This is a genomic window from Heyndrickxia sp. FSL K6-6286 (assembly GCF_038630395.1).
Taxonomy (GTDB): Bacteria; Bacillota; Bacilli; order Bacillales; family Bacillaceae_C; genus Heyndrickxia; species Heyndrickxia oleronia.
The window spans coordinates 1,411,867-1,426,196 of sequence record NZ_CP152029.1 but is presented as its reverse complement, the minus strand read 5'-3'; the positions used below and the strand labels follow the sequence as shown (position 1 = coordinate 1,426,196).

The following is a 14,330-nucleotide window of genomic DNA, read 5'->3' as shown; positions in this document are numbered from 1 at the left end:
TTATGATACCTCCTTTTGATTAGAAGAAACCGGTAATTGCAATTGATCTTCCTTCCAACGTTTAATGCCCATTAGTGTAGCAACTACGATAACACCAATAGCAACCGTCCAGCCAAAATTAAAAATGAATTCGCGAGGATAATCACCATATTCTTTTAATAGGTTTTGACGTAAATTATCATACATCATATATCCAAGTACAACTGGTGTAATGATAGAAAGACAAATTCTCCACCATGCCCCTAATTTTATATCAGAAATGGCATCTGCATGATTTTGTAAAGGTTTTAATTGTTTTGCAAACCATGCGATAAATACAACCTCAAACAGCCCCGCTAGAGCAACACCGAATTGGTTGATAAAATAATCCACTGTATCTAAGAAATTCAGTCCACCTTGTGTAGCATATAAGAGAGAAATTATGGCTGCTAAGCCACCACCAATAGTTACAGACTTCGTTCTCGATACGTGAAACTTTTCTTGTACACCTGCAATAAACGTTTCAACAATAGAAATAAGAGATGTTAATCCCGCTAATATTAATGAGCCGAAGAATAAGACACCAAACAACCCATTTAAAGCAGGAAACTCATTGATGATTTTTGGAAATACTGAGAAAGCAAGGAGAACACCACTACTTACAACCTCATCTACAGGAACTCCTTGTTGTGAAGCCATATAGCCTAATGCAGCAAAGACACCAATTCCTGCTAATAATTCAAATGATGAGTTAGCAAAACCTGTTATAAACGCGTTATTTGTAAGGTCAGTCTTTTTAGGAAGATAACTAGAATAAGTAATCATAATTGCAAAACCAATTGATAAACTAAAGAAGATTTGCCCATAAGCAGCTACCCATACTTTACCATCCAAAATTGAACTCCAATTTGGTTGAAAGAATGTATTTAGTCCTTCAACTGCACCATCTAATGTTAATGCACGAATGACTATAATCATAAACAAAACGACTAGCGTAGGAATCATTATTTTATTCGCTTTTTCAATTCCTTTTTTCACACCAGCAAACATAATACCTAAAACTACTACCCAAACAATAATTAATGGAATTAATACTCCGGGAACCATGCTTCCTGTTTTTCCTGGGTCAGCTAATTTCAAATAATCCTTGATCAAAAAATTAGTTGTATCTGTGCCCCATGATAATTTAAAGGAAAAAACAGTATATGATAGTGCCCATGCAACGATAACTGCATAATAGGTTGCAATGACAAAGGAAATCCCTACTTGCCACCAGCCAAGCCATTGACTCCCTTTATTAATTCGTGTAAATGATAGCGGTGCTGATCCCTTATACTTATGACCAATTGTAAATTCTAGAATTAATAAAGGAATTCCTGCAGTTAAAAGTGCAAAGAGATACGGTAGAAAGAATGCTCCACCGCCATTTTCATAGGCAACTGCCGGGAATCTCCAAATATTCCCTAGTCCAATCGCTGAACCTATAGCTGCCATAACGAAACCCGCTCTCGATCCCCACTGTGGACGATTATCCATTATGTACCCCCCTAATCACCTAATTGTCAACTAAACAATCGGATATTATTTTATATTCTGATTATTTAAATAATCTGATTTTAGTATAGCATTTTGCACCCTAATGTCAATTTAATATTTTATCTTTTCTAAATATTTCATTTACTTTAGTAGGATCTATTTTATAGGTGAATAGACCCTACTATTAAAATTTATTTATCTTTATCCTTTTTTTCATCTAGCTGAATGGAAGGTGGACTAGATTCGCCATTGCTATTATATAACGGAATATCACCTTTGTATGATCCAAATGGTCCAGGAATGGTTTGGTGATAGACTGCCACTTTAGAAGCAAAAGGAATAATCGTTTGCACATTGACCGTAACCTGAATATACGTTTTAATGTGAGTGCTATTGATTCCCTCTTCCTCCATTACAATCTTTGGATCCACCTTGACATCTCCAATGACGTGAAACTTTGTCGGAATATCTGGACCAAGATTCCCAAGTAGAACATTATTTGTTACCCGTCCTAATGGTACTGAGTAAACTAATTCACCGGTACTTTTATTATATTTCCCTTCCTGTACTTCTTGTAACTTTCCCTCTTCTGCCCCATTTAAATAATTTTGTACCAATTGCTGCACATCTGCTGTCATTTTATTTAACATGGTTGGATTACCTTCTACTACTGCAACATTCCCTTTTTCATTAGGAACAAATTTCACCATATCATTTAATTCTATATTTTTTACGATTTCTTTTACTGCATAACTAATTGCATTTGCAGCGATTTTTTGATTTTGACTTTCCGCATAACGAACAATTGTAGGTTTTAACCCTTTATTTACAATCACCAATCCACCAATTGTAGAAAAGATAAAAAAGGCAAAGGTTAATAGTACTACGTAACGAAATGGAAGTGGACCACGTCGGGATTTGCGCGGACGAAATTTACCCAAAAAAATCCCCCCTTACAAGCTATATGTATGCTTGTAAGAGGGGTTCTAGGTATAGAAATTCTAGATCATTTTCAATAGCGCATCTTTTCCAATCATCCCTTTTTTAATTCCTCGATTTTCTGCCTCTATTGTTATAGATTCTAAAGGAGATTCTAACAACTCCTCTATTGATTTCACACCTACTGCTCTACCGGCTATAATTTTACGATCTGTTAATTTCTCATTTAATAAGCGAACATCCAAAGCACCACACATAATATATCCTTGATCATTGGAAACTGTAAGTAGCGTCGTCTTAGGCAGTTTTACAGTTGTCGCAATAAATGTGTGTCCATGAATAGTTATAGGCTCAATGGTCACCACATTAATCGCTCCCTTCATCAAATTTCCTACTATTATGTGTATGGGTTAATAAGGATATGGTTACTGCTTTTCACTTTTGTATTCCTTTTTTAGTTTCCATTCCATAACATCTCGCAAAAATTCGGGTAGAAAATATTTTTTATCAGCCAAATATAATTCAGGGAAAAAATGGCCAAAGGTATACATATCAATGGTTCCAAGTTTGTACATTTTATTAGGTTGAACTTTTTGATCCTTAATGTACATATCACTGCCTTCGATAGATATATTGGTATATACAAAGTTACCTAAAATAGTTCCACGAAAGCCCAGGCCTTTCAGTTCTAATTTTGGCCATTTCGGATCAAGGGTTTGCAAAATAACACTATGCAAATCCCTTCCATTTAATTCAATTAAACATGGATTAATCGGGTGAGGTAAAATTTTATGAAGCTCATATTTTGTGACCATTCCTTTTTCTAAATGATCGAGAAGTAAACCAGCATTAATAAAAGCACAATCTGCGTCACACCACTCTTCAATTGCTTCACAAAGCAAAACCGTTAGCTGGGACTCCTTAAACCATTCAACAGATAGCGATTCTGGCAATCGTACAATCTCTTGAAACAATAGTTTTCTACCCTTTTCATAAAAATCTGCAATTTCCTCTTTTTCATTTTGCGACGGAGGTAATTTAGCCGTTTCGTTCAACTGCGCTTGTTTATCCGTAACGATCTTTTTATCGAGATCAACTTCAAGTTTAACATGCCCAATAAACTTTCCATGTTTCCCCGCGGCAGCTAATAAGGTTCGATCAACTAGTTTCCTTTTTTCCAATATATGATGGGTATGTCCCCCCAATATCAAATCTATTTCTGGAAATAATGTTGCGATTTTCTCATCATCATGGATACCTAAATGGGACAGTAAGATCAAAACATCGACTTGTTCTTTCAATTCTTTTACTTGACTATGCAACTCCTTAAAAGGCTCTTCAACATGCCATTCTAAAAGCTCATAGAGTTGCTGGAAATAAGCTGTTACAGCTGTAACCCCTATTTTTAGTCCACCTTTTGAATGATAAATCTGATGTGGGACAGTCCAATTAGGACGATTCATTTTATTATCATATACATTTGCTAAAATTAGATCAAAATCAGCATCAGAATAAAGAGAATCTAATTCCTGATGCGATAAGGTGATCCCCTCATTATTTCCGATGGTAGCTGCTGTATAACCAACTGCATTCATCAGCCCAATATTTCCTTTGCCAATAGTAGCTTCTGTAAAAGGATGCCACCGATCAACATGATCTCCAATATCAAATAGGAAACAATCTTCTCTATGGTCACGATGTACCATCTTTTTATTCATAAGGAAATCTCTAATTCTTGGCCAATTTTCAAGATGGCTATGAATATCATTCGTATGGTAAATATGGATGGTTTCAAGCATGAATAACTCTCCTAAAATAAATCTAATTGTTTTGGCGCTAATCCACTATATTCAATTGAAAGTATGTTAATTAATTGCTTTGCATTATCTGCTGCATCTCCACCAGAGTTATTATTAAAAATGATATAAATATCTTCGCTTTGTTTTTCCAACAATAGGATCCTCTCTTGCCATTCAGTTAATTCCTGATGGTTATAACGATACAAATAGCGAACCTCCCGCCAATTTCCGTTATGTGGCTTCCTCCACCCGTAAACATTTCTTCCATGAAAACGTACGAGCGTTTTCAATGGATGGGTAGCTTTCAAGATAGTAGGTACGGACCCTTGACCTATTTGTGGTTCGTCACAAATACTATGAATCCACCCTTCACTTTTCATAAATTCTAATGTCGCATCGTTAAATTGAGGGTAAAACCATGATTGGTGTCTAAATTCTAATGCGATTGGCATATTCTTCAATTGTTCTTTACAAAAGCGTAAATAATCTACATGTTTTTTTTGACAATCAAACCATGGGGGGAACTGTAATAATATCATACCTAATTTTCCGGATTGATAAAAAGGAAGAATGGCATTTAAAAATGCAGTAAACATCTCTTCCCTTGAATTAAAAGTATGACTTCCCCTTCCATGGCCTGTCATTCCTTGATAAGCTTTAACAATAAATTGAAAACGATCAGGGGTATCATTGATCCATTTTCTTACACTATTTTCTGATGGTATCGCATAAAAGGTCGAATCTACTTCCACGATTGGAAAATGTGCGGCATATTCCTTTAGCTTCTCCTTTTGTGCCGAACCATTTGGATAAATCGTATCATGATCTCCCCAACCAGCCAAACCAATATATATCATTTGCTCCCCCCCTTACATTGAATAGTAGCTTATTGCTAAAATATACAAGAATATTTCATATTGATTGATATTTACAAATCATTCTTTAATCCTTTAATAAAAACATTCTTTTCACCAATCCATCCTTCCCCATATAGGATGGTAAAATCCTCATAGGATACTTGCTTTGATGTCTTCCGGAAAGATGTAAGAAAAGCTTTATATAAAAAAATCACTTGGAATACTCCAAGCGATTTTTTTATTTATTATCCGATTGAACCTTCCATTTCGAACTTGATTAGACGGTTCATTTCTACGGCATATTCCATAGGTAATTCTTTCGTAAATGGTTCAATGAATCCCATGACAATCATTTCTGTTGCTTCTTCCTCAGAAATACCACGGCTCATTAAATAGAATAATTGTTCCTCAGACACTTTAGATACTTTCGCTTCATGCTCTAATGAAATATTATCATTTAAGATTTCATTATATGGAATTGTATCTGAAGTGGATTGATTATCCATAATGAGTGTATCACATTCAATATTTGAACGTGCCCCTTCAGCTTTACGACCGAAGTGAACAATACCACGGTATGTTACTTTACCACCATGCTTAGAAATCGATTTAGAAACAATTGTTGAAGAAGTATTAGGTGCTAAGTGCATCATTTTCGCACCTGCATCTTGGTGTTGACCTTTACCAGCAATCGCGATTGAAAGTGTCATACCACGTGCACCTTCACCTTTTAAAAGTACGGCTGGGTACTTCATTGTTAATTTTGACCCGATATTTCCATCGATCCATTCCATAGTAGCATTTTCTTCACACACTGCACGCTTCGTTACTAGATTATAAACATTATTAGCCCAGTTTTGAATCGTTGTATAACGGCAATATGCATTCTTTTTAATAATAATCTCAACAACTGCACTATGAAGTGAGTTTGTTGTGTAAACAGGAGCAGTACATCCTTCAACATAATGAACATGTGCACCTTCATCAACAATAATAAGTGTACGTTCAAATTGTCCCATATTTTCAGAGTTAATACGGAAATATGCTTGAAGTGGAGTATCTACCTTTACACCTGGTGGCACATAAATAAATGATCCACCTGACCAAACTGCAGAGTTTAATGCTGCAAACTTATTATCAGTTGGCGGTATAACTGTTGCCCAATGTTCACGGAAGATATCTTCGTTTTCTTTTAACGCAGAATCTGTATCTTTAAATACAATTCCAAGCTTTTCAAGATCTTCCTTCATATTATGATAAACTACCTCTGATTCATATTGTGCAGAAACTCCAGCTAAATATTTTTGTTCTGCCTCAGGAATTCCTAATTTATCAAAAGTGTTTTTAATTTCTTCTGGAACTTCATCCCAAGAACGACCTTGTGATTCTGATGGCTTTACATAATAAGTAATTTCATCAAAATCTAAGCCCATTAAGTCCCCACCCCATTGCGGCATAGGTTTATTATAGAAATGTTCTAATGATTTAAGACGAAAATCCAGCATCCACTGAGGTTCATCTTTCATACGAGAAATTTCTTCAACAATTTCTTTTGTTAATCCACGTTTTGAACGGAAAACAGAGACATCTTTATCATGAAATCCGTATTTATAATCACCGATTTCAGGCATTTTTTTTGCCATTTCAATCATTCCTCCATCCTATTTTGTTTTACATTTCGATCTATTTTTGACTAGAGGATATTTTATCAGTTCTTAGAATCTAAACCCTTTTCCATTGCCTTCCAAGCCAATGTTGCACATTTAATTCGTGCAGGGAATTTTGAAACTCCTTGTAATGCTTCAATATCACCTAAATCTTCATCTTCTTCATATTCATTGCCTTGTATCATTTCAGAAAAAACATGAGAAAGCTTTACAGCTGTTTCCGTATCTTTCCCAATAATCGCTTGGGTCATCATCGAAGCAGAGGCCATGGAGATGGAACAACCTTCCCCATCAAATTTTGCATCAACTACTTTTCCATCCTCTACTTTCATTGTTAAATGAATTCGGTCGCCGCAAGTCGGATTGTTCATATCGATAATCACACTATTTTCATCTATATGCCCTTTATTTCGAGGGTTTTTATAATGATCCATGATGACTTGTCGATAGAGAGTATCTAGATTGTTAAAAGACATCGCTGAAATACTCCTTTGTTTTTAAAAGTCCAGCTATGAAACGGTCAATATCTTCCTCTGTATTATATAAGTAGAAGCTTGCCCTTGCAGTTGCTGATACTTTTAACCATTTCATAAGCGGTTGTGCACAGTGATGACCTGCCCTTACTGCAATACCTTCTGCATCTAAGACAGTTGCAAGATCATGTGGGTGAACATCATCCAAATTAAAAGTTACTACCCCTGCACGTGCCATAGGATTAAGTGGTCCATAAACCGATAATCCATCAATCTCTTTGAGACGATTTAATGCATATTCAGCTAAATGATGTTCATGATTTAATATATTTTCCATACCAATCTCTTCAAGGAAATCGATTGCTGCACCTAAACCTATTGCACCAGCAATAATTGGGGTTCCACCTTCAAACTTCCACGGAAGTTCTTTCCAAGTTGAATCATATAGATCGACAAAATCGATCATTTCTCCTCCAAATTCAATTGGTTCCATGTTTTCAAGAAGTTGTTTTTTACCGTATAACACACCGATTCCAGTAGGTCCACACATTTTATGACCAGAAAATGCATAAAAATCACAATCGAGATCCTGGACATTTACTTTTAGATGAGGGGTACTTTGTGCACCATCTACTACCATAAATGCACCATTATCATGAGCGATTTTTGTTATTTCCTTGATCGGATTTATTGTACCAAGAACGTTAGAAACATGCATAATAGCAACTATTTTTGTCTTAGAAGTGACCGTATTGCGAACATCCTCAAGTGTAATTGTTCCATCTTCTTGCATTGGGACATATTTTAATGTTGCATGATTACGCTTAGCAAGTTGTTGCCATGGAATTAAATTACTATGATGTTCCATATAGGAGATGACAATCTCATCTCCCTCTTTTACATTATCACGTCCAAAGCTATTAGCAATGGTATTTATTGACGTAGTCGTTCCTCTAGTAAAAATAACTTCACTAGTAGAGCTGGCATTTATAAAACGGCGAACTTTTTCCCGTGCACCCTCATATTTATCCGTTGCTCTCGTACCTAGTGTATGCACGCCACGATGAACATTAGAATTATCCTCTTGGTAATACTTATTTAATGCTTCGATAACAGAATACGGCTTTTGAGATGTCGCAGCACTGTCTAAGTAAACAAGTGGATGTCCATTGACTTCTTGGTCAAGTATCGGAAATAATTTACGAATCTCCTTCGCATTCATTACTTAACTTTCCTTTCAATAACCTCAGTAAGAGCTCGTTTAACCCCTTCAATAGGCAATTGATTAACTACAGGAGCAAGGAATCCGTGAATAATTAGACGTTCTGCCTCTTTTTTAGAGATCCCACGGCTCATTAAATAGTAAAGCTGAATAGGATCAACACGACCAACAGATGCAGCATGTCCAGCCATAACATCATCTTCATCGATTAGAAGCATTGGATTGGCATCCCCACGCGCTTTTTCACTTAACATTAAAACACGTGATTCTTGTTCCGCGTCTGATTTAGATGCGCCGTGCTCAATTTTTCCAATTCCATTAAAGATGGATGAAGCAGAATCCTTCATTACTCCATGCTTTAAAATAAAGCCTTCTGTATTTTTTCCAAAATGAGTAATTTGAGTTGTAAAATTTTGAGTTTGACTTCCACGACCAACTACAACTGTTTTTGAATGAGAAGTTGAACCATCTCCCATTAAATTAGTTGTATTATTTGAAATCGTATCGCCATCATTCATCATTCCCAATGCCCATTCGATATTGGCATCACGATAAGCGACTCCACGACGATTGACATAAGTTGTCACACCTTCTGCCAAATTGTCAACAGAGCCATATTCTATCTTTGCATTACCGTTTGCAATAATTTCAGTAATGATGTTTGCAATTCCTTTTGCTTGATCATTGGTTGAAATATAGTTTTCAACATATGTTACTGAACTATTATCATCAGCAACTACCAATACATGGTTAAATAGAGGTGCCTCTGTGTGATCATGTACATAAACAGTTTGAATCGGCTCAGACACTTCTACATTTTTAGGAATATATAAGAATACTCCACCATTTACAAGTGCTGCATGTAATGCAGTTAATTTATGTTCATCAACTTTTACTGCATCCTTCATAAAATATTTTTGTACGAGATCTGAATGCTCTTTTACTGCAGTCAAAATATCAGTAAAAATCACGCCTTTTTCTTTTAGCTCTTCTGATAGAGCCACATAGGCAGGAGTTTGATTATGTTGAATATATAAGTTTTTATTTACATTTTCTACATCGATTAAAGATTTTACCGCTTCAGGAAGTACATCTAGTGATTGATACGTACCACTTTCAATCGAATGCTTTGTAAATTGAGTAAAATTCCATCTTGTAATTCTAGTTTTATCAGGATTTGGCATAGGTAGCTCTTCTGCTTGAGCTAATGCTTGAATTCGAAGTTCTGTAAACCACGCTGGTTCACTGTTTCCTTCTGAGAAGGAGCGAACATAGTCCTGATCCACTGAAAGATTTGTTTCTACAGTCATGTTAAGTCCTCCTAACTTTATGCTTCTTGCCCTACTGTTTCGTCTTCAATACCAAGTTCGTGTTTAATCCAGTCATATCCCTCAGCCTCTAAACGTTGTGCTAATTCTGGACCACCGGATTTAACTACACGTCCTTGCATCATTACATGTACATAGTCAGGAGTAATATAGTTCAATAAGCGTTGGTAGTGAGTAATGATTAAGCAACCAAATTCACTGCTGCGCATTTCATTGATTCCTTTAGAAACAACTTTCAATGCATCGATATCTAAACCAGAATCAATTTCATCAAGAATTGCAATTTTTGGTTCAATCATCATTAATTGAAGAATTTCATTACGTTTTTTCTCACCGCCAGAGAATCCTTCATTTAGATAACGTTGTGCCATATTTGGATCCATTTCAAGTAATTCCATCTTTTTATCCATCTCGCGAATGAATTTCATTAATGAAATTTCATTTCCTTCTTCGCGACGAGCATTGATAGAAGAACGTAAAAATTCAGCATTTGTTACACCGCTAATTTCACTTGGATATTGCATCGCTAAGAAAAGACCAGCACGTGCTCTTTCATCAACTTCCATTTCTAAAACATCTTTACCATCTAGTGTAATACTACCTTTTGTTACTGTATATTTAGGATGTCCCATTATCGCAGATGATAAAGTGGATTTACCAGTTCCGTTAGGTCCCATAATTGCGTGGAATTCTCCACCTTTAAGCTCTAAATTAACGCCCTTTAAAATCTCTTTTCCTTCGATCTCAACATGAAGATCTTTAATGATAAGTGTAGAACCTGCCATGATTATACCTCCGTTGTATATTAAAAATTTCAAAATCTCATTCTCAATTTATTCTCATTATAATCTTATAACAAATTAAAATTATTATCAATAGAGAAAGTCTGCTGTGGGACTTTCTTGAAAGGAGAAAGTCTGCTCTAGGACTTTCCTATGTACACACATTCTATTTAGTTTTTTCCCTCCCACCATTCTTCATTCTCTAATTCACTATATTATGTATTTTAAAATGGGCAAAAACCAGTGTTTGATACACTGGTTTTTGCTATCATTATTATAAGCTATTTAGCATTTTTCGTCCAAGGTCTGCAACCATCCGCTGGGAACGAACGTATTCCCTCTCTCTCCTTTTTTCCACAAGCATTCTTACTTTGTGCTTTTGTTTGTACACCTCGTAACCGACTCCATGTGCCCCATGCAACGCCTTTTCCATATCATTTGTGTACTGTAACTCAAGAGAGTTAATAACGAATCATTCCTTCCATTTTTTGTTTACGGTCTTTATGATAACAAAGATTTTCTATCTTAACAAAAAGGATATGGCGGATTAATAAAGCATCTCCTTCTATATTCATGAGTCATGGTAAAAAACTTTATTAATTACTTAATAATGATCTTAAATGCTTCAAAATAATAGCTAGTTTCGAGGAGATGTATGAAGTGTTCACTTTATAATAGGAAACAGGAATGAACTTTTTAGATTCGCACAAAAGAGGGGGCATTTCGCTCAAAATTTTCTTGATTCGCACGAAATCCATCTTGATTTGCACGAATTCTATTCTTGTCCCCTGATTCGCACAAAAACAATTGTGATTTGCACGAAATTAAATATGATTCGCACGATATGACTCTTTTTCGCACCAAATATTTTTGAAACTGATTTGCCAATAATAAAAGCTCCGGAAAAAAATTCCGAAGCTTTTTACTATATTATTTACCTGAGACTGGAACAACTGACCCTTTCCACTCTTTTTTAATAAAATCTTGGATTTCTTTAGAATGTAAAACTTCAACTAATGTTTTAATTGATTTTTTGTTTTCATCACCTTTACGTACAGCGATCACATTTACATATGGTGAGTCGTCTCCTTCAATGGCGATAGAATCTTTTTTCGGATTCATACCTACATCAATAGCAAAGTTGGAGTTGATAACAACTGCATCTCCCTCTCCATTATTATATGCTGTAGTTAAGAAGGCTGGATCATATTCATAATCAAATTTTAATTTTTTTGGATTTTCAGCAATATCTTTAATCGTTGCCTCATCCTTATTTACACCATCTTTAAGCTTAATTAAGCCTTTTTCTTCAAACAATGTTAGAATACGACCGTGATCAGCGACAGAATTACTCATTAATATTTTAGCACCATCCGGAAGTTCATCTAGAGATTTATATTTTTTTGAATAAATCCCCATCGGTTCAATATGAATGCCACCTGCATTTACAAAGTCATATCCAAATTCTTTGATTTGTTTTTCTAAATAAGGAATATGTTGAAAATAGTTAGCATCTAAATCTTTTCCATCTAATGCTTTATTCGGTAAAACATAATCTGTGAACTTCTCAATTTTAAGATTGATGCCCTTTTTCTTCAAAATAGGCTTTGCTTGTTCCAAAATCACTGCATGCGGAGTATTTGAAGCTCCTACTACTAAAGTTGTTTCTTTACCATCGCCTTTTGATTTTTCATCTGAAGAACCACAGGCCGCTAATCCAAACACAAGCAATGCTGCAAAAAGTATACCTAACCATTTTTTCATTTGTATTTCCTCCTCTTTAATATGAAGTTATCGCTTATCTATTTTTCTTGTAATTAAATCTCCAATCATCTGGATGATGAAAACGATAATTAAAATTATAATTGTAGCTACAAAAGTAACATCTGTACGATTTCTTTGGAAACCATCTAAATAGGCTAGATTTCCTAATCCGCCGGCACCAATTGCACCTGCCATTGCGGTATACCCTACAATAGCAATGGATGTAACAGTTATACCTGAAACAATGGCCGGCATTGATTCTGGTAATAATACTTTAAATATAATGGTACTCATCTTGGCACCCATAGCCCTCGCTGCTTCAATAACGCCTTTATCGACTTCTCTTAGACCAATCTCCACTAATCTTGCATAAAAAGGTGCCGCACCTATAATCAATGCAGGTAAAGCTGCTTCTGGCCCAATTATGGAACCGACAATTGTTTTAGTAAATGGAATTAAAAGAACAATTAATATAATGAAAGGAATCGAACGAAAAACATTAACAATTGCTGAGATAATTGTGTTTATTGCACGGTTTTCCCATAAACTTCCTTTCGCTGTAAAAAACAATAACAAACCTAATAATATTCCGATTACAAATGTTGCAATCACGGACCAGAATGACATATATATAGTTTCTTTAGTGGCATCCCACATAGAAACCCAATCTACGTTTGGAAAGTATTTCTCAAGCATCTGCCTTCATCACCTCTAGCTCAATCTCCTGTTGTTTTTGTAAATAAGTTAATCCCTTATTTATTTCTTCTTCCTCACCATCTACATGAATGAACAATGTCCCATATGATCCATTCTGTGTTTGTGAGATGTTGCCCTGAATAATATTTACAGAAAGAGAATAATTCCTAATAAGATCAGTTATAATCGGTTGTTCAGCAGAACCTCCAATAAAAGTAATCTTCACTAATCGTCCACTTGAATACATATTTAATAGTTGTTGTACTGTTTCATGGGTATCTTCAGGTTCTGTGAGTTGTCTAACGAAACGTTTTGTTATTTTCTCTTGAGGTTTTCTAAACACATCAAGTACGCTTCCCATCTCAACAACCTGACCATTTTCCATAACAGCAACTCGATGGCAAATTTTCCTAATCACATGCATTTCATGGGTAATTAGCACAATCGTTAATCCAAGTCTTTTATTAATATCCACTAATAGATCCAAAATAGAATCTGTAGTCTGTGGGTCCAATGCAGAAGTCGCCTCATCACATAAAAGTACTTGAGGGTCATTTGCTAAAGCACGGGCAATACCTACACGTTGCTTTTGTCCACCACTAAGCTGTGAAGGGTATGCTTCTTCCCTTCCATCTAATCCAACAAGCTTAATTAATTCGTCTACTTTTTTTCTACGCTGCTGTTTTGATACACCCGCGATTTCAAGAGGAAAAGAAATATTTTCCCTAACAGTACGTGACCAAAGAAGATTAAAATGCTGAAATATCATTCCAATGCCTTGTCTTGCTTTTCTTAGCTCTGCACCCTTTATACTTGAAATTTCCTTCCCAGCTACATGAATCTTACCCGAGGTTGGAATTTCTAGACCATTTAACATACGGATTAACGTACTTTTCCCGGCACCTGAATAGCCAATAACACCAAAAATTTCACCTTTATTTATATCAATGTTAATGTCATTAACTGCTGTAACTTCTCCATTTTTTGTAGAAAATATTTTTTTTACTTTTTGAACGGTTATCATGCTGTCCACCTCACTTGTATATGACGCCTAGTATTCCAATAATCTGGGCAAAATAAAATGCCTTTCTGCAAAATGACAGAAAGGCATGAATAATTATGAAACCTTCCTCTCATCTTCCAAAGTTAAAAACTTTGTGTGAATTGGCACCATTTCAGATATCTGACGGTTGCCGGGCTTCATAGGGCACATCCCTCCACCTCTCTTGATAAGAGCACATATATATGTAATTGTTAATCTTTCAAACAAAAAATCCCGTTATTAAAC

The 14,330-nt window shown here is 35.4% G+C and carries 14 protein-coding genes and 1 riboswitch; all 14 genes read right to left on the bottom strand.

Annotation, left to right across the window (positions count from 1 at the left end; translation table 11 throughout):
- The 14 genes from MHI39_RS06990 to MHI39_RS06925 all read right to left on the bottom strand — a co-directional run bounded on the left by MHI39_RS06990 (position 1) and on the right by MHI39_RS06925 (position 14,066).
- Complete coding sequence (locus MHI39_RS06990) at positions 1-1,515, bottom strand: sodium-dependent transporter (protein ID WP_058002784.1); 1,515 nt, start codon at positions 1,513-1,515, stop codon at positions 1-3.
- A gap of 191 nt (positions 1,516-1,706) precedes the next feature.
- Entirely contained in the window at positions 1,707-2,456 is a 750-nt protein-coding gene (gene yunB, locus MHI39_RS06985; RefSeq protein WP_058002785.1) for a sporulation protein YunB, read from the bottom strand.
- A gap of 60 nt (positions 2,457-2,516) precedes the next feature.
- A complete protein-coding gene (locus MHI39_RS06980) occupies positions 2,517-2,819 on the bottom strand; it encodes a DUF1805 domain-containing protein (RefSeq protein WP_058002993.1) in 303 nt (100 codons plus the stop codon).
- A 60-nt stretch (positions 2,820-2,879) separates the two neighbouring features.
- Positions 2,880-4,253, bottom strand: a complete 1,374-nt coding sequence (locus MHI39_RS06975; protein WP_342540947.1) for a bifunctional UDP-sugar hydrolase/5'-nucleotidase — start codon at positions 4,251-4,253, stop codon at positions 2,880-2,882.
- Positions 4,254-4,264: 11 nt separating this feature from the next.
- Positions 4,265-5,110: a DUF72 domain-containing protein gene (locus MHI39_RS06970; RefSeq protein ID WP_058002787.1), complete on the bottom strand. Its 846-nt coding sequence runs from the start codon at positions 5,108-5,110 to the stop codon at positions 4,265-4,267.
- 71 nt (positions 5,111-5,181) lie between these two features.
- Positions 5,182-5,325, bottom strand: a complete 144-nt coding sequence (locus MHI39_RS06965) for a hypothetical protein (protein WP_158022214.1) — start codon at positions 5,323-5,325, stop codon at positions 5,182-5,184.
- A 30-nt stretch (positions 5,326-5,355) separates the two neighbouring features.
- On the bottom strand, positions 5,356-6,753 hold the full coding sequence (gene sufB / locus MHI39_RS06960) for a Fe-S cluster assembly protein SufB (protein WP_071976462.1): 1,398 nt from the start codon (positions 6,751-6,753) through the stop codon (positions 5,356-5,358).
- Between the two features lie 65 nt (positions 6,754-6,818).
- Entirely contained in the window at positions 6,819-7,253 is a 435-nt protein-coding gene (gene sufU, locus MHI39_RS06955) for a Fe-S cluster assembly sulfur transfer protein SufU (protein WP_058002789.1), read from the bottom strand.
- Positions 7,243-8,472: a cysteine desulfurase gene (locus MHI39_RS06950; protein WP_342540946.1), complete on the bottom strand. Its 1,230-nt coding sequence runs from the start codon at positions 8,470-8,472 to the stop codon at positions 7,243-7,245. Before MHI39_RS06950 ends, sufU begins: the two co-directional genes overlap by 11 nt.
- Positions 8,472-9,782 carry a Fe-S cluster assembly protein SufD gene (gene sufD / locus MHI39_RS06945; protein ID WP_058002791.1) on the bottom strand — a complete coding sequence of 437 codons (1,311 nt, stop codon included), beginning with the start codon at positions 9,780-9,782 and terminating at the stop codon, positions 8,472-8,474. The genes MHI39_RS06950 and sufD overlap by 1 nt, the downstream gene beginning before the upstream one ends.
- A gap of 17 nt (positions 9,783-9,799) precedes the next feature.
- A complete protein-coding gene (gene sufC / locus MHI39_RS06940) occupies positions 9,800-10,585 on the bottom strand; it encodes a Fe-S cluster assembly ATPase SufC (protein WP_058002792.1) in 786 nt (261 codons plus the stop codon).
- Positions 10,586-11,512: 927 nt separating this feature from the next.
- The gene (locus tag MHI39_RS06935; protein WP_058002793.1) at positions 11,513-12,346 is read right to left on the bottom strand and encodes a MetQ/NlpA family ABC transporter substrate-binding protein; all 834 of its coding nucleotides are present in this window, start codon (positions 12,344-12,346) and stop codon (positions 11,513-11,515) included.
- 27 nt (positions 12,347-12,373) lie between these two features.
- Positions 12,374-13,042, bottom strand: coding sequence for a methionine ABC transporter permease (locus MHI39_RS06930; RefSeq protein WP_058002794.1), 669 nt, complete (start codon positions 13,040-13,042; stop codon positions 12,374-12,376).
- On the bottom strand, positions 13,035-14,066 hold the full coding sequence (locus MHI39_RS06925) for a methionine ABC transporter ATP-binding protein (protein WP_058002795.1): 1,032 nt from the start codon (positions 14,064-14,066) through the stop codon (positions 13,035-13,037). The genes MHI39_RS06930 and MHI39_RS06925 overlap by 8 nt, the downstream gene beginning before the upstream one ends.
- Before the next feature lie 106 nt (positions 14,067-14,172).
- Positions 14,173-14,278, bottom strand: a riboswitch (SAM riboswitch).
- Between the last annotated feature and the right edge of the window lie 52 nt (positions 14,279-14,330).